Source organism: Paraburkholderia graminis C4D1M (assembly GCF_000172415.1).
Taxonomy (GTDB): domain Bacteria; phylum Pseudomonadota; class Gammaproteobacteria; order Burkholderiales; family Burkholderiaceae; genus Paraburkholderia; species Paraburkholderia graminis.
Genome location: NZ_ABLD01000009.1, coordinates 181,296 through 196,368 on the forward strand (window position 1 = coordinate 181,296; position 15,073 = coordinate 196,368).

The following is a 15,073-nucleotide window of genomic DNA, read 5'->3' on the forward strand; positions in this document are numbered from 1 at the left end:
GACGCTGGGACGCTCAGGCGCTCAGCACCGCGCGGTCGAAATAAAGCTGCGCGAGCGCGGTGAAACGCACGCCGTTCACGCCCTTGCGCATCGCGATCAGTTGATCGTAGAAGAATGGAATGATGATCGGCGTTTCGTCGAGCAACAAGGTCTGAATCTGCCCGGAGATTTTCTTCTGCGAGGCGAGGTCGACAGCCGCGACGAACTGCGCGACCAGTTGATCGTATTGCGGATTCTGAAAGTGCGCGGCATTCCATGTGCCGCCGCTCGTGAGCGGCGCATTCAGGAACACGTTCGGCACGCCGCGATGACCGTAGTCGGTGATGCCGAGCGGCGAGTCGAGCCAGTCCGATTTGCCCGGCGTGCCCGCGCCGTAATACAGCGACTGGCTCTCGACTTTCAGATTGATGCGCACGCCGATCGCCTTCGCCGCGTTCTGCACGACGACCGCGAGATCGGGAATCTCCATGTACTTTTCGGTGGTCAGCGTGACGTCGAAGCCGTTGGGCACGCCCGCTTGCGCGAGCAACTGCTTGGCCTTCGCGACGTCGATCCTGCGCTGCGGCACGCCCGCATCCGACGAAGGAAACACCGGCGCGAACGGACTGTCGTTGCCGAGTTGCGCGCGGCCCTTGAAGAGGCCGCGCACCAGGACGTCGCGATCGAGCGACAACGCGAGCGCCTGGCGCACGCGCTTGTCCTTGAAGAGCGGATTGTCGTTGCGCATATGAATCTGCCGATGCGCGCTCGACTTGACGCCCACTGCCTTGTAGTCGGGATTGTTCAGAATGGCCGCGCCGCCCTGCACGGTGAACGTGCCCATCACGTCGGCCTGATGGCCTTGCAGCGCGAGCAGTTGCGCCTGCTGGTCCGCGTAAAACGAAAACTGTACGCGTTGCGGTAACGCTTTTTCGCCCCAGTAATCGGGATTGCGCACGAACGACGCGCCGACCTTCGCCTGATATTTTTCGAGCTTGAACGGACCGGTGCCGATGAAGCTCTTTTCATAACCGCCCGCGTAATTCGCCGGCAGGATCACTGCGTTGTAATTGTCCGAAGAAACGTAGTAGGGGAAGTTGCCGTTCGGTGCATCGAGGTGGAAAGCGACCGTGTGGTCGTCGACCGCTTTTGCACCGCCTTTCGACAGCACGCCTTTTAATACCGAGAGCGCCGCCGAGCCGCTTGCCGGATCGGCAAGACGGTCGAACGTCGCGACCACGTCTTTCGCGGTGAACGGCTGGCCGTCGTGGAACTTCACGTTCTCGCGCAGCTTGAAGGTCCACACATCGCCCTTGTCGTTCGGTTTCCACGACAACGCGAGCGCCGGCTTCAGAACGAGCTTTTCGCCGTCGTCGTCGATCAGGAATTCGCCGGTCTGGTTCAGCAGCGCGAGGCTCGCCGCGTCCGTCACCGTGAGCGGATCGACGGCGCCGGCAGGCGTCAGATGCGCAACGCGAATCGTCTGATTCGACGGCGTGCCGGGTTTCGCGCTGCCCTGTGCCGATGCGCGCGGCGCGTCGAGCACGCCGCCGCCCACCAGCGACAAGCCGATCACGCTCGCATAGCGCAGCAGTTCGCGGCGCGTGATGCGGCCGGCGCGGAATTCGTCGATGGCGTGATTGCCGTAGGCGTCGGCGGTGCGGCGGGCGAGGTCGAGAGCGGGGAATCGGTCAGCGGGAGTCTTCATCGTTGGAATGTCCAGTCCGTTCGGTTGCCGGTTCTGAGAAGCCGCGCCGGATGCGCGGCAGGTTGACTGCGCATGGGCGCTGTTTCGGCGATGCAAGGCCGTTTCAGTTTAAGCGATTGCTCGCGGATTGGAGCGCTCGCGTCGGCGTGAGATCCGCGATCGGCGGATAAAAAGGGCCGGTGTGTGTCGTGATGACAACGGTTGCGATGGCTTCACGGGGCATCGCGCGGAAGCCGCGCGTCCCTGCTGCGGGCTGCGCGCGTGGACTTCGATTGCCATTGGCGGCGCTATAGCGAACGAACCGGCAACGGAGCTATGAAGAGCTTGAACGCTCGAGCGCTGTTGAACGCTCGAGCGCGGTTCATCAACTCACCGCGCTGCGACGTCCGGCCGCCGCCAGCGATGAAACAGCACAGAGCCGATCCAGCACGCCATGAACGCGGCGACGATTCCGTAGCCGAGCACACCGAACTGCTCGTTGACGCTCGCCGCCGCATCCCACACGCCGCCACTGAGCCCGAGCTTGTCCGACAGCAGTCCCAACGCTTCGACGCCGCCGATCACAATCGCGATGACCGCCGACACGAACGTGATGCTCGCGTTGTAGTAGAGCTTGCGCTTCGGGTCGTCCATCGCCCAGCCGTATGCGTGGACCATCAGCACGTTATCCGTCGAATCGACGAGCGTCATGCCCGCGGTGAAGAGCGCGGGGAACACGAGGATCGAATACAGCGGCAAGCCCTTGCCGGCTTCGGACGCGGCGATCGCGAGCAGACCGATCTCGGTGGCGGTGTCGAAGCCGAGGCCGAACAGCACGCCGACAGGGTACATATGCCAGCTTTTCGTCACGAGCCGGAACAGCGGCCGCAGCGCGCGCGATAGAAGGCCGCCGGGTGCGCCTGCATCGGCACGATCGAACGCGATCACAGCGGCTTCGCCGTCGCGCTGCACATGACGATAGCGGCGCCATACATCGCGCAGAATCACGAGATTCACAGCCGCGAGCACGAGCAGAAACGTCGCCGAAACCAGCGTGCCGATCGTGCCGCCCACGGCCTTGAACGTCTCGAAGCGGCCGTGCAGCGAATGCGCGGTCCACGCAATGCCGAGCGTCGCCAGGATCACGATGGTCGAATGTCCCAGCGAAAACGCGAGACCCACGCCAAGCGGGCGCTTGCCGGTCTGCATCAGCTTGCGTGTGACGGCGTCGATGGCGGCGATGTGGTCCGCGTCGACCGCATGGCGCAGACCGAATCCATACGCGAGCAAGGCCGTGCCGACGAGCAGCGGATAGTGGCGGAACGCGATCAACGCCCACGCCCAGGCGGCGAGGTTGGCGGCGATCAGAACGGCGTACAGCGTGAGAAGGCGAGGGCGCAGCGAAGCGGTCGGCGTCATGAGTCGCGTGAGAGTGGATTAGTGATCGTGCGGATGTTTGTGAATCGGATCGACCCAGTACACCGTTTCGGGCTGCTCGACGGCGTCGATGTTCAGATTGACCACGACCGCTTCGTTGTCGCTGCGCACGAGCACGCATTCGAGCGGATCGTCGGTGCTCGCATTGATCTCCTGATGCGGCACATACGGCGGCACGAAGATGAAGTCGCCGGGGCCCGCTTCGGCGGTGAACTCGAGATGCTCGCCCCAGCGCATGCGCGCCTGGCCGCGCACTACGTAGATCACGCTTTCGAGCGCGCCGTGATGATGCGCGCCGGTCTTCGCATTCGGATGAATCGTCACGGTGCCGGCCCAGATTTTCTGTGCACCGACGCGTGCCGCATTGATCGCGGCGGCGCGATTCATGCCGGGCGTCTGCGCCGTGTTGGTGTCGAGCTGATCGCCCCTGATGACCTTGACGCCATGCTCGCGCCAATCGACAGGCGCCGGCTGCGGCGCGTCTTTCTCGTCGTTGTAATGCGGATGTTCGTGATCCTGGCTCATCGCGTGTCTCCTCGTGGCTTGGGAGGCGGGGCGAACTTCGCGGCCCCGTCCGGCATTTTTACACGTTAAAAAAGCTGCGCGTCGCGTGAGTGCGCTCACGAGCTTATTCGATCGACGAAAAAAAGCCCGTCCACGAGGGACGGGCTTCGCCTGCTTTGCCTTGCAGAACCCAGGCTTTTGTCACCGGCGCACAGGCTTACTTGTGCTTCGCGTTGATGACGGCTTCCGCGACGTTGTTCGGCGTTTCAGCATAGTGCTTGAACTCCATCGTGTAGGTCGCGCGGCCTTGCGTCGCCGAACGCAGCGACGTCGAATAGCCGAACATTTCCGCCAGCGGCACTTCCGCGCGCACGAGCTTGCCGCCGCCGCCCGCGATGTCTTCCATGCCTTGCACCATTCCGCGACGGCTCGACAGATCGCCCATCACGTTGCCCATGAAGTCTTCGGGCGTTTCGACTTCGACGGCCATCATCGGTTCGAGCAGCACGGGCTTGGCCTTGCGCATGGCTTCCTTGAACGCCATCGAGCCGGCCATGCGGAACGCGTTTTCATTCGAGTCCACGTCGTGGTACGAGCCGAAGGTCAGCGTCACCTTGACGTCGACCACCGGATAGCCCGCAAGCACGCCGGCCTTCAGCGTTTCCTGGATGCCCTTGTCGACGGCCGGAATGTATTCGCGCGGAATCACGCCGCCCTTGATCGCGTCGACGAATTCGTAGCCCTTGCCCTGCGGCGCGGGCTCGAGCGTGATGACCGCGTGGCCGTACTGGCCGCGGCCGCCCGACTGCTTGACGAACTTGCCTTCGACGTCCTCGACCTTGTTGCGCACCGTCTCGCGATAAGCAACCTGCGGCTTGCCCACAGTCGCCTCGACACCGAACTCGCGCTTCATCCGGTCGACGAGAATTTCCAGGTGCAGCTCGCCCATGCCGGAGATGATTGTCTGGCCGGATTCCTCGTCCGTTTGCACGCGGAACGACGGGTCTTCCTGCGCGAGACGATTGAGCGCGATGCCCATCTTTTCCTGGTCGACCTTGGTCTTCGGCTCCACAGCCTGCGAGATCACCGGCTCCGGGAAGATCATCTTTTCGAGGATGATCACGTTGTTCGGATCGCACAGCGTGTCGCCGGTTGTCGCTTCCTTCAGGCCGACCGCCGCGGCGATGTCGCCTGCGTAGACTTCCTTGATTTCCTTGCGCTCGTTCGCGTGCATCTGCAGGATGCGGCCGAGGCGCTCCTTCTTTTCCTTGATCGCGTTGTAGACCGTGTCGCCCGAATTAACGACGCCCGAGTACACGCGGAAGAAAATCAGCTGGCCGACGAACGGGTCGGTCATGATCTTGAAGGCGAGCGCCGAGAACGGATCGGTGTCGTTCGGATGACGCTCGATTTCGTTGTCGTGTTCGTCGTGACCGGTGATGGCGGGCACGTCGACCGGCGACGGCAGGTAGTCGATCACCGCGTCGAGCATGGCCTGCACGCCCTTGTTCTTGAACGCGCTGCCGCACAGCATCGGCACGATTTCATTGGCGATGCAGCGTGTGCGGATGCCGTGCTTGATTTCGTCTTCGGTCAGCGTGTCGCCGCCCAGATATTTTTCCAGCAGTTCCTCGCTCGCTTCGGCGGCGGCTTCGACCATCTTGTCGTGCCACTCCTTAGCCGTTGCCGCGAGTTCCGCGGGGATATCGCGGTACTCGAACTTGATGCCCTGGTTCTCTTCGTCCCAGAAGATCGCCTTCATCTTGACGAGATCGACCACGCCTTGGAAGTGCTCTTCCGCGCCGATCGGAATCTGGATGGGCACGGCGATACCTTTCAGGCGGTCGCCGATCTGACGCTGCACGCGGAAAAAGTCCGCGCCGACGCGGTCCATCTTGTTGACGAACGCGATGCGCGGCACCTTGTACTTGTTCGCCTGACGCCAGACGGTTTCCGATTGCGGCTGCACGCCGCCGACCGAGTCGTAGACCATGCAGGCGCCGTCGAGCACGCGCATGGAGCGCTCGACTTCGATCGTGAAGTCGACGTGCCCCGGCGTGTCGATGATGTTGATCCGATGCTCGGGATAGTTGCCGGCCATGCCCTTCCAGAAGGCGGTGGTGGCCGCCGACGTGATCGTGATGCCGCGCTCCTGCTCCTGTTCCATCCAGTCCATCGTCGCCGCACCGTCGTGAACCTCGCCGATCTTGTGGGTCACGCCGGTGTAGAACAGGATGCGTTCAGTGGTGGTGGTTTTGCCGGCATCGATGTGAGCGCTGATGCCGATATTCCGGTAGCGCTCGATGGGAGTCTTGCGGGGCACGTGAACCTCCTTGGAATAGCGCGCCTGAAACGCTTGCCGGGCGGCAGTCTGTGCCGCCCGAACCGCGGGAGTGCTGCGTTGCTAAGACTACTAGGATAGCGCGTCGGCCCGTCTTTTGCAGGAATCTTGCCAGGTGTGGCTGTGGCGTGGCTGGCGGTGTGGCTGGCGGCGCGCGGAGCGTAAAAACGACAAAAGCCGATGCCTTATGAACAGGCACCGGCTTTGCGGTGAGCGAGGCGACGCTGCGCGTGGTTTTACTGCGCCGCCGGAAGCCCCTGAATCTTCATGCCAGGCTTGATCCCTTTCGACGTGAACCAGCCCTTGCTCATCTCGAGCGCGTACACGCCGTTGTTCTTCGGGCAGTGGTTATTCGTCGTCTCGGCCTGCATTTCGTCGATGTCGGTCACGGTGCCGTCCGCGCGAATGAACGCGATCGACAACGGAATCAGCGTGTTTTTCATCCAGAAGCAATGCACGGCGTTTTCATTGAAGACGAACAGCATGCCTTCGTTGGGCGCGAGGCTCGTGCGGTACATCAGGCCCTGCTCGCGGTCGGCGTCGTTCGCGGCGACGGCCGCGTCGATCACGAACATGCCCGCGGTCAGCTTCGCGCGCGGAAATTCGCCTGGCTGTTTTGCGCCAGAGGGCATTTGCTGCGCGTGAGCAGGCAGTGCATTCAGAGCCGAAAACGACAGGGCCGCGAACGGCAGGATCGCGGCAACGGCGAGACGTGCCATGAAAGGTGTCATGAAGCGCGCCATCAACGAGCGCAGGGGAAATCGCACGGCGTGACTCCTTGCTGAGATTAACCGGGGAATGTTACGCGAGCGCGTCAAAAACAAAAAGGCAGATCGCCTTGCGGTGATCTGCCTTTCAACGCCGTAAGAACGGCAATGAAGCGAGTTCTTGACTGCGTTTTTTACGACAAACTTACTCCGAAGCTGCCGAAGCGGCTGCTGCAGCAGCTGCCTTCTTGTGCGACTTCTTGTGAGCGTGCTTCGTGGTCTTCTTTGCCGACGAAGCTGCTGCTGCCGGAGCTGCCGAAGCTGCTGCCGGTGCCGAAGCTTGTGCGAATGCTGCCGTTGCGAAAAGGCCAGCGACCAGAGCGGCGATCAGTTTGTTCATTTTGAAAATCCTCAGCTTGAGTTAATTAACCAAATGACCCGGTTATGTTTGAGTCATGTCGGTAAACGTGCCATCCACCTTTCGGTTGACAGCGCATCGAACAAATTTTCGACGCGTCTGCCGAGCGCTCAGACTGCCCGCACGGACCGCACAAGCGGCTTGTACAAAGGCTCTTAAGGCTGAATGCCGGACAGCTTCGGGCGGCATCTGCGTCGAATAACGCGTGAGCTTGCGCACCGGTTGACGTCAATTTTGCGGAAAATTTCAGCACGCGACATTGAGTTGAACCAGGCTTCGAGCCGTGCATGCGCGAGCCGCTGTTTCACGGCTTTTTCATTAGCTGGTTTCACGCGCGATTTTGTTCGCGCATACAACGAGTTAGCGAATCAGGCGACGCCTTCCCAAGGCGCGTTGTGCGGCAACTCGACGCTCTCGCCCGGTTGCAGGCCGAGCGAAAAAATATCCAGCGCGCCCATGCCGACGCGCACGAGACGCAGCGTCGGAAAGCCGACCGCGGCCGTCATGCGGCGCACCTGGCGGTTCTTGCCTTCGGTGATGGACAACTCGATCCATGTCGTCGGAATCGCGGCGCGATAGCGAATGGGCGGCGTGCGCGTCCATAGCGTGTCGCCTGGCTCGACGTACTCGGCGCGACACGGCTTCGTCACGTAATCGCCGAGATCGACGCCGCGCGCGAGCTTCTTCAGCGCGGCCGAATCCACCGCGCCTTCCACTTGCGCCCAATAGCGCTTGACGAGCTTGTGACGCGGCTCGGCGATGCGCGCTTGCAGCGCGCCGTCGTCGGTGAGAAGCAGCAGGCCCTCGCTGTCCGAATCGAGACGGCCCGCCGGATACACGCCCGGCACCTTGACCCAGTCGGCGAGCGACGCGCGCGTTTCGTGCGCGGAAAACTGGCAGATGGTGCCGAACGGCTTGTTCAGAGCGATGAGGCGCATAGGAAGGTGATGATGTCGTGCGGCGCCCGCCGCAGCAGCATGAGGCGCGACGCGGGGCCGCAGGAGCGATGCCTGTGGCGAATGGCGGGATAATAATGCATAGGGCGCGGCGGGGCGGCTGCGCTCATCGACGAGATGGACAAGACAACAGACGGACGCCGTGCTTTATCCCAGTCTGCATGTTGGAAAACCCCGAGCCGCGGCGGCCTCGATGCCGCGGCCGTGTGGGCTAGAATAACGGCCAGGCCGCGTGCGCGCGTCCGGCATTGCGCGTAGCGAGGAGCATCGTCTTGGCAGTCTCCCATCAGCTTGCAGCACAGCCTTCACTGGAGTCCGATCATGCCGTATCAGCACATCAAGGTTCCGACCGGTGGTGACAAGATCACCGTCAATGCGGATTTCTCGCTCAACGTTTCGGATCAGCCGATCATTCCGTATATCGAAGGCGACGGCACCGGCCTCGACATCACGCCGGTCATGATCAAGGTCGTGGACGCAGCGGTCGAGAAGGCTTACGCGGGCAAGAAGAAAATCCACTGGATGGAGATCTACGCGGGCGAGAAATCGACGCGAGTGTACGGGCCGGACGTGTGGCTGCCTGAAGAAACGCTACAGGTGCTGAAGGAATATGTGGTGTCGATCAAGGGACCGCTCACCACGCCCGTCGGCGGCGGCATCCGTTCGCTGAACGTCGCGCTGCGTCAGGAACTCGATTTGTACGTATGCCTGCGTCCGGTGCAGTATTTCAAGGGCGTGCCATCGCCGGTGCGTGAGCCGGAAAAGACCAACATGGTGATCTTCCGCGAGAACTCCGAAGATATCTACGCGGGCATCGAATGGCCGGCCGAGTCCGAGCAGGCAAAGAAGGTCATCAAGTTCCTGCAGGAAGAGATGGGCGTGAAGAAGATCCGCTTCCCGGATACGTCGGGCATCGGCATCAAGCCGGTCTCGCGCGAGGGCACGGAGCGTCTCGTGCGCAAGGCGATCCAGTATGCGATCGACAATGACCGCCGCTCGGTCACGCTCGTGCACAAGGGCAACATCATGAAGTACACGGAAGGCGCGTTCCGTGACTATGGTTATGCGCTCGCGCAGAAGGAGTTCAACGCGGAGCTGATCGACGGCGGTCCGTGGATGAAGGTCAAGAATCCGAAGACGGGCGGCGACATCGTCGTCAAGGATGTGATCGCCGACGCTTTCCTGCAGCAGATTCTGTTGCGCCCCGCCGAATACGACGTGATCGCCACGCTCAATCTGAACGGCGACTACGTGTCTGACGCGCTGGCCGCGCAAGTGGGCGGCATCGGCATCGCGCCGGGCGCGAACATGTCGGATTCGGTCGCGATGTTCGAGGCCACTCACGGTACGGCGCCCAAGTACGCGGGCAAAGACTACGTGAATCCGGGCTCGGAAATTCTCTCGGCGGAAATGATGCTGCGCCATCTCGGCTGGCTCGAGGCGGCGGATCTGATTATCAAGTCGATGGAAACGTCGATTCTGCAAAAGCGCGTCACGTACGACTTCGCGCGTTTGATGGAAGGCGCGACGCAGGTGTCATGTTCGGGGTTCGGGCAGGTGATGATCGAGAATATGTAGTCTGGCTTTGGGGACGCGCGGCAACGTCCCGTCAGGTCGATAAAAACCCAGCTAATGCGAACGATTAGCTGGGTTTTTTATTTCATGTTCGTTTGCGCGGCGCGCCAACACGGATTATTAGTGCGGCTCGAATTGTCTTGTTCTTCGCGACGGCTTTATCGGCGGCATTGACACGGGCACAGTGCGAGGCTCGGGCTGCGCACAGTGCGCGGCCGTCAACCACAGGAATATCACACGTGCCAAAAGGTTATTTGATCGCACACGTCAACATCACCGACGCAAACGCTTACGCCATCTATTCAAAAGCCGCAGGCGAAGCGATAGCGAGCTTCGCCGCGAAACACGTCGCGCCAAAGGTCATCGCAGTTTCCGGCCGACACGAACATGTGGAGGGCGAGACGCACACGAAGCACATGGTTATCGAATTCGATTCGTTCGCTGACGCGAAGGCGTTCTATGAGAGCCCGGAATATCAGGCGGCGAAAGTTTTGCGCGCAGGGGCGGCGAGCGGGAATTTTGTTTTGGTGGAGGGAACGGCTTAGGTAGTGTGTTGAGCAGCGCTTTAACCAACAACGGAAAGGCGAGGTCGATTGAAAAATAAACTCCGGAAAGTGAATTAACACTTCTTAAGCTCTCGCACATCCCGACTCGTTCGTTTTGTCGCTTGCCGATGATAAAGTTCAGACGAAACAGAACTGAGAGAGGGCCACTTGGGACGCAGCATTATTTGCGAAGGCGACACAACGTCGCACGGCGGCAGAGTGCTTGAAGGAAACCCGACAGCAACGGTGGAAGGCAAGCCCATTTCGGGCGTCGGCCATATGGTTGCGTGTCCGCAATGCAAGGGCACATTTCCGATCTTGCCCGACGTGCTCGGCCGTCGTTATCCGCACGCAATCGACGGTCGAAATACGGCTGTCGAAGGTATGCGCACTGCATGCGGCGCGACGCTGATCGCGTCGCAGTCGAGTTCCGCTCTTAGCGACGACGGGCAAGGGCAGGCGCATACCGGCGCAGCGCTCGCGGCGGCTACTGCGTTGCCGCTGTCTCCGAGTCCGACGCTCTGCCTCGAACGCCTGAAAGCCGCGGCAGAAAGTGGCGCAACGATGGTGATGCGGGGGTAAGCCGTGCCGTCGACGATCGACACTTATTTCGCACAGCGCCAGGCGCAGGCGACGTTGCCGCTGCGGCTGTATGCGCTCATCGACGCGCTGCTTTATGCGGCCACGGCAGCGAATGGTGATGACGAGTCAGTGGAACGGCCCGCATCCGCTATTGCGTTATTCGACGGCACACCCGACGCATCATTGGCCGACGCCGGACCGTGGTTGATCGATGTCGAGCAGGCAACCGGCGACGTTCGACAGTCACTCTTCGCGATGGGCGCAGGAGCTCAGGGCGTTTCATGGCTCGTCAGCGCCTATCCCTTTGCTTCGCTTGCCGACGAGTTGCGAGCGCGTTTAGACGCGCGCATGCCCGACGGTCGCACCGCGCTGCTGCGCTTTTACGATGCTCGCTTGATGAGCGAGATCGCAGACCTGCTGTCGTTCACGCAGCGCATCGAATTTTTTGTGCCGACGCTCGACTGGCTGATCGAGGTCAACGGCGAACTGACGAGAGTGCACCCGCATGCTTGAGCTGACGACGGAACAGGTTGCGGCGCTGGCCGAAATTGATGCGAAGGGATTTGTCGATGGCGTGCGGGCGGATTTGTGCAAAGACGATCCGAAGCTCGCGGACGACGCGACGCTTTCGTCGCGGCTTTGGCGCGCGTTCAAGGCGGCGCGCGAACCTGGCATCGAGCGTGACGAGAATCTCGTCGCGTTTCTTCGCATCGAGGCGTATGCGCCGGGCTTTTACGAACAGCCCGCAATACGCGCGTGGTTGACGCGTCCGGGCCGCTCGGCGGACGAACGGTTTCACGACTATGTGCGCGTCGTGCGCTGGAAGATCGAACATCCTGAATTTCAGGGAGGACTAAGCAATGGCGGGTCTGGCAATACCGTTAATCGAGGGAGCAGCGACGGCGCTCGGTCCGGTCTTGGCGCGCGTTGGCGCAGCTTTATTGGGCGGGGCGGCGGTAGCGGGAACGGCTAGCATGTCGGGCGATACGACGAAGGAAGACAGCAAGGCCGCGCCGGCTGCGCGGACGCTGCCGCGGACTGAGGAAAGTTGCAAGAAGTGTCCGCCGGAGGGGGGATCGAAGGTTCGCCGCAACCACGGGGTCAACTGGAATTCCTACCAGTATCAAGCGCGAATCACGGGCTTTGCGTTTGACGTCGAGGAATGCCGATGGAGCGACGAGTGGCAATGGCTCGGCATTGACTTCGACGGGTTTCAGGCGGGAGCGTGCATGCTTCAAGAAGCAAAGGGCAAGTACGATCAGTTTCTTGATGGGTCAATCCCGAAGGCCGAAAAGTGGTTCGAAGGTTTCAGGACGATGGAAGACCAGATCGTTGAGCAGGGCACCGTGGTGCGCATGAGTCCGCCTGCACGCATGACGTGGTACTTTCAAACGCCGCTCACGTACAAAAAGATGGCCCCGCTGCTCACGCGCGTGGGCGTTCCAGCTGTCTACCAACCGTGATCCGACAATGGAAATAAATGCACTCTTTCGGGACGCTTCACTGCCGTCCCATGATTTTCGGGAAATGTTGACTCGTGAATCGCGGCTCGTCGCTGCGCTGTTCGCGAAACAGCCGCTGATGGCACATGCCAACTGGCGACTGACAGCCGACTCGCTGGAGGAGGCTCGCCTCTATCCAGCCTTTGACGAAAACGGAGAGCCTTCTACCTCAGCACTCGCCGTGCTGACGACGCGAGCCGGCGGTAAAAAGCGTGGCGTATCGCATGCCGCGATCTGGAATGACGCATGCGATGACGACAGCGCCGTGATTTCATGTCAAGTATCGGATGCAAAGGTGCTGCCCGATCGGGCGACGCTTGATATCGATACGGCGCTGGCCCCAGAATCGGCGGACGACATGGCTCGTGTAGTTCAGGCGATCGTCGCCACATTCGAACCGCTTGTCGTGGAAGTAACGCCGAAAGAATATTTCGAGCGACGCGTATTCGACGACAAACCCGGCGTCGGCTGGATGCTGTACCTGCCAAAAGTCATCACAGTGCAGCAAGTGCCGGAAGCTCGCGCGTTGATTCCCGTGCCCGCGTCCGGCCGCGAGCAAACCGGCACGATCATCGTCAGCGTCACAGACGCGGTCTTCTCCGTCGACAATCCCGAGCACGTCGAAGTCGCAAACCGCATCGAAATTCGCTTGGTCGATCTGGATTTGCTTCCGGCTTACGCCGATATTTGAGCGATGGCACACGTCGGTACGAGGATGGAAATCAACGTTGAGTTTCGCGATGCGACTCTCGCGCCGACCGACTTTGAGATCGCGCTGTCCCGGCTCGGCCGGATCGCGGGCGCAATCGCGCTGCGCGGCGGAATAGCGAAAAGCGAATGGCATCTGAAAGGCTACACGGCGAAAGAGGCTAAGCTGTACCCGGCTTTCGATGGCGACGCACCATCTGCGGCAGCGCTTGCCGTCATCAGAGAGGAATTCCGAGGTGTCACGGATGTGACTTCCGTCGGGATCTGGGCGCACCGGGAAGGAACGGAAATCGGCGGCAGTATGAGGTGTCAGATTTTGCCGCAGGGCGAATCGAGCTCCGTTGAAGTGTCGCTGACGAATCGAGCAGAGATTACAAATGGCGAGCTGATCAACTACGACGACTTCGTATATTACGTCAGCCTCATCGCGACGGAATTCGATCCAATCATTGCTGAAATCTGGCCGCCTGAATATTTCGAAAAACGCATATTCGACGACAAACCCGGCGTCGGCTGGATGTTGTACCTGCCAAAAGTCATCACAGTGCAGCAAGTGCCGGAAGCTCGCGCGTTGATTGCCGTGCCCGCGGCCGGCCGCGAGCAAACCGGCACGATCATCGTCAGCGTCACCGACGCGGTATTCTCTGCGGACAACCCTGAGCACGTCGAAGTCGCAAACCGCATCGAAATCCGCTTGGTCGATCAGGATTTATTACCCGCCTACGCGGACATCTAAGCGCGCGGTGCCAGACCCGCACGCACCGCCACCACACGCAGTTCGCACCCTCTAGAAAACCCGGCCACACCCAATCAGCCGGGTTTTCCCACGCCTAACGATCGCTGATTGCACCCACACCGCCACAGCCGCAACTTTATCGAGACGCACAACGCGCCGCCTCGGTTAAGTTACGGCGCGGCGGACGACAGCCGCCTCCCGCATGCAATCAGATAACGATCAGAACATGAACCCAGCTCACATCGCCGCAAACGTCTACGTCGTCACGCCGAGCTACGGCGCCGTCGTTACCACGGGCTACGCACTCGGACTGCTCGACCTCTACGACATGTCGTCGACACACGGTTTCGGCATTCGCGTGAACTTCAACAGTTTCGACAGCCTCATCACACGCGCGCGCAATACGATGGTCGCCGAATTCCTCGCGGACGACCGCTTTACTCACCTGATGTGGATCGATAGCGACATCGGTTTCAGGGGCGAAGATGTCGTGCGTCTCTTGCGCGTCGATCGACCCGTCGCGGCAGGCGTTTATCCGTTGAAGAACGACGGCTGGCCGGCAACCGGACTCACGCATGCGATGCCGGCCGGTTCGACCAAAGCGGACTTCCGCGCGCTCTACGCGACCTATCCGGCTGTCGCGCGCACCGACTCGCTCGAGCCGGACGCCGACGGTTTCCTCGACGCGCGCTACGCGCCGACCGGTTTCATGCTGATCCGCCGCGAGGTGTTTGTCGCGCTGATCGCGCGTTATCCGGAATTGCGGTGCCGCTCGCCGTTCGTCGGCCGCCCGGAACTCGACGAGGGCAAGACCGCCGACTTTCTTTATGCGTTTTTCGATACCGGAATCGATCCAGAGACGCGGGTCTACCTGTCGGAGGACTACTGGTTTTGTCACCTGGTCGAGAGCATCGGCATCACGCCCGTCATCGATACGCGCTCGAACCTCAGCCACCAGGGCATTGCGACTTACGAAGGCGACCTTTCTCGAAGCCTCGAACTTCAGCGCTCGATGACACACGCCGCCGTGCAATAGCAATAAACAATAGCCAGCGCAACAATTTGCCCGTTATTTGGGACATCGGCGATTCGCCGCGGACGGTAAATCGCCGCACCGAAAACGCACGCAAAAAAAGAAGCGAAAAAATAATCGCCCAAAAAGAAACCCGGCGCGAAGCCGGGTTTCAAAAGGACGGGTATCGAACAAGTATCAGGCGGGTGCCTGGATGTTCGATGCCTGTTTGCCCTTCGGGCCTTGCACGACCTCGAAGGTCACCTTTTGGCCTTCCTTGAGGGTCTTGAACCCATTCATCTGGATGGCCGAGAAGTGTGCAAACAGATCCTCGCCGCCTTCATCCGGCGTGATGAATCCGAAACCTTGTGCGTCATTGAACCA

General features: G+C 61.0%; 17 protein-coding genes. 9 read left to right on the forward strand and 8 right to left on the reverse strand.

What is annotated here, in order from left to right; genetic code table 11:
* Nucleotides 1–13: 13 nt before the first annotated feature.
* From BGRAMDRAFT_RS17245 to BGRAMDRAFT_RS17270, 7 genes are all read right to left on the reverse strand, one after another.
* Nucleotides 14–1,687, reverse strand: a complete 1,674-nt coding sequence (locus BGRAMDRAFT_RS17245; RefSeq protein ID WP_006050083.1) for an ABC transporter substrate-binding protein — start codon at nt 1,685–1,687, stop codon at nt 14–16.
* Between the two features lie 369 nt (nt 1,688–2,056).
* The gene (locus BGRAMDRAFT_RS17250) at nt 2,057–3,085 is read right to left on the reverse strand and encodes a HoxN/HupN/NixA family nickel/cobalt transporter (protein ID WP_006050084.1); all 1,029 of its coding nucleotides are present in this window, start codon (nt 3,083–3,085) and stop codon (nt 2,057–2,059) included.
* Nucleotides 3,086–3,103: 18 nt separating this feature from the next.
* On the reverse strand, nt 3,104–3,628 hold the full coding sequence (locus BGRAMDRAFT_RS17255) for a cupin domain-containing protein (protein ID WP_006050085.1): 525 nt from the start codon (nt 3,626–3,628) through the stop codon (nt 3,104–3,106).
* 196 nt (nt 3,629–3,824) lie between these two features.
* On the reverse strand, nt 3,825–5,930 hold the full coding sequence (fusA, locus tag BGRAMDRAFT_RS17260) for an elongation factor G (protein ID WP_006050086.1): 2,106 nt from the start codon (nt 5,928–5,930) through the stop codon (nt 3,825–3,827).
* Nucleotides 5,931–6,184: 254 nt separating this feature from the next.
* Nucleotides 6,185–6,715 (reverse strand): DUF192 domain-containing protein, encoded by a 531-nt coding sequence (locus BGRAMDRAFT_RS17265; protein ID WP_006050087.1) that lies wholly within the window; start codon nt 6,713–6,715, stop codon nt 6,185–6,187.
* A 145-nt stretch (nt 6,716–6,860) separates the two neighbouring features.
* Nucleotides 6,861–7,055 carry a hypothetical protein gene (locus BGRAMDRAFT_RS33695; RefSeq protein WP_027212290.1) on the reverse strand — a complete coding sequence of 65 codons (195 nt, stop codon included), beginning with the start codon at nt 7,053–7,055 and terminating at the stop codon, nt 6,861–6,863.
* Between the two features lie 386 nt (nt 7,056–7,441).
* Nucleotides 7,442–8,011 (reverse strand): pseudouridine synthase, encoded by a 570-nt coding sequence (locus tag BGRAMDRAFT_RS17270; protein WP_006050088.1) that lies wholly within the window; start codon nt 8,009–8,011, stop codon nt 7,442–7,444.
* A 339-nt stretch (nt 8,012–8,350) separates the two neighbouring features.
* Here BGRAMDRAFT_RS17270 and icd point away from each other — a divergent pair, with 339 nt between their 5' ends.
* From icd to BGRAMDRAFT_RS17315, 9 genes are all read left to right on the forward strand, one after another.
* A complete protein-coding gene (icd, locus tag BGRAMDRAFT_RS17275; protein ID WP_006050089.1) occupies nt 8,351–9,607 on the forward strand; it encodes an NADP-dependent isocitrate dehydrogenase in 1,257 nt (418 codons plus the stop codon).
* A gap of 236 nt (nt 9,608–9,843) precedes the next feature.
* Nucleotides 9,844–10,149, forward strand: a complete 306-nt coding sequence (locus BGRAMDRAFT_RS17280) for a DUF1330 domain-containing protein (RefSeq protein WP_006050090.1) — start codon at nt 9,844–9,846, stop codon at nt 10,147–10,149.
* A 168-nt stretch (nt 10,150–10,317) separates the two neighbouring features.
* Nucleotides 10,318–10,731 (forward strand): PAAR domain-containing protein, encoded by a 414-nt coding sequence (locus BGRAMDRAFT_RS17285; protein WP_006050091.1) that lies wholly within the window; start codon nt 10,318–10,320, stop codon nt 10,729–10,731.
* A 3-nt stretch (nt 10,732–10,734) separates the two neighbouring features.
* A complete protein-coding gene (locus BGRAMDRAFT_RS17290) occupies nt 10,735–11,244 on the forward strand; it encodes a DUF4123 domain-containing protein (protein ID WP_006050092.1) in 510 nt (169 codons plus the stop codon).
* Nucleotides 11,237–11,704 (forward strand): hypothetical protein, encoded by a 468-nt coding sequence (locus tag BGRAMDRAFT_RS17295; protein WP_006050093.1) that lies wholly within the window; start codon nt 11,237–11,239, stop codon nt 11,702–11,704. Before BGRAMDRAFT_RS17290 ends, BGRAMDRAFT_RS17295 begins: the two co-directional genes overlap by 8 nt.
* The gene (locus BGRAMDRAFT_RS17300; RefSeq protein WP_044021255.1) at nt 11,592–12,194 is read left to right on the forward strand and encodes a restriction endonuclease fold toxin 5 domain-containing protein; all 603 of its coding nucleotides are present in this window, start codon (nt 11,592–11,594) and stop codon (nt 12,192–12,194) included. The genes BGRAMDRAFT_RS17295 and BGRAMDRAFT_RS17300 overlap by 113 nt, the downstream gene beginning before the upstream one ends.
* Nucleotides 12,195–12,201: 7 nt before the next feature.
* Nucleotides 12,202–12,924, forward strand: a complete 723-nt coding sequence (locus BGRAMDRAFT_RS17305; protein WP_044021257.1) for an immunity 52 family protein — start codon at nt 12,202–12,204, stop codon at nt 12,922–12,924.
* A 24-nt stretch (nt 12,925–12,948) separates the two neighbouring features.
* Nucleotides 12,949–13,677, forward strand: a complete 729-nt coding sequence (locus BGRAMDRAFT_RS17310; protein ID WP_006050096.1) for an immunity 52 family protein — start codon at nt 12,949–12,951, stop codon at nt 13,675–13,677.
* 226 nt (nt 13,678–13,903) lie between these two features.
* Nucleotides 13,904–14,713, forward strand: coding sequence for a hypothetical protein (locus BGRAMDRAFT_RS17315; protein WP_044021259.1), 810 nt, complete (start codon nt 13,904–13,906; stop codon nt 14,711–14,713).
* Between the two features lie 174 nt (nt 14,714–14,887).
* Here BGRAMDRAFT_RS17315 and BGRAMDRAFT_RS17320 read toward each other — a convergent pair.
* Nucleotides 14,888–15,073 (reverse strand): cold-shock protein (locus tag BGRAMDRAFT_RS17320; protein WP_063825216.1); only part of this gene is annotated, 186 nt, incomplete at its 5' end.

Coding starts and splice junctions, on each gene's coding strand:
- BGRAMDRAFT_RS17245 (WP_006050083.1), bottom strand. CDS start 1,687: ATGAAGACTCCCGCTGACCGATTCCCCGCTCTCGACCTCGCCCGCCGC.
- BGRAMDRAFT_RS17250 (WP_006050084.1), bottom strand. CDS start 3,085: ATGACGCCGACCGCTTCGCTGCGCCCTCGCCTTCTCACGCTGTACGCC.
- BGRAMDRAFT_RS17255 (WP_006050085.1), bottom strand. CDS start 3,628: ATGAGCCAGGATCACGAACATCCGCATTACAACGACGAGAAAGACGCG.
- BGRAMDRAFT_RS33695 (WP_027212290.1), bottom strand. CDS start 7,055: ATGAACAAACTGATCGCCGCTCTGGTCGCTGGCCTTTTCGCAACGGCA.
- BGRAMDRAFT_RS17270 (WP_006050088.1), bottom strand. CDS start 8,011: ATGCGCCTCATCGCTCTGAACAAGCCGTTCGGCACCATCTGCCAGTTT.
- icd (WP_006050089.1), top strand. CDS start 8,351: ATGCCGTATCAGCACATCAAGGTTCCGACCGGTGGTGACAAGATCACC.
- BGRAMDRAFT_RS17295 (WP_006050093.1), top strand. CDS start 11,237: ATGCTTGAGCTGACGACGGAACAGGTTGCGGCGCTGGCCGAAATTGAT.
- BGRAMDRAFT_RS17300 (WP_044021255.1), top strand. CDS start 11,592: ATGGCGGGTCTGGCAATACCGTTAATCGAGGGAGCAGCGACGGCGCTC.
- BGRAMDRAFT_RS17305 (WP_044021257.1), top strand. CDS start 12,202: ATGGAAATAAATGCACTCTTTCGGGACGCTTCACTGCCGTCCCATGAT.
- BGRAMDRAFT_RS17310 (WP_006050096.1), top strand. CDS start 12,949: ATGGAAATCAACGTTGAGTTTCGCGATGCGACTCTCGCGCCGACCGAC.
- BGRAMDRAFT_RS17315 (WP_044021259.1), top strand. CDS start 13,904: ATGAACCCAGCTCACATCGCCGCAAACGTCTACGTCGTCACGCCGAGC.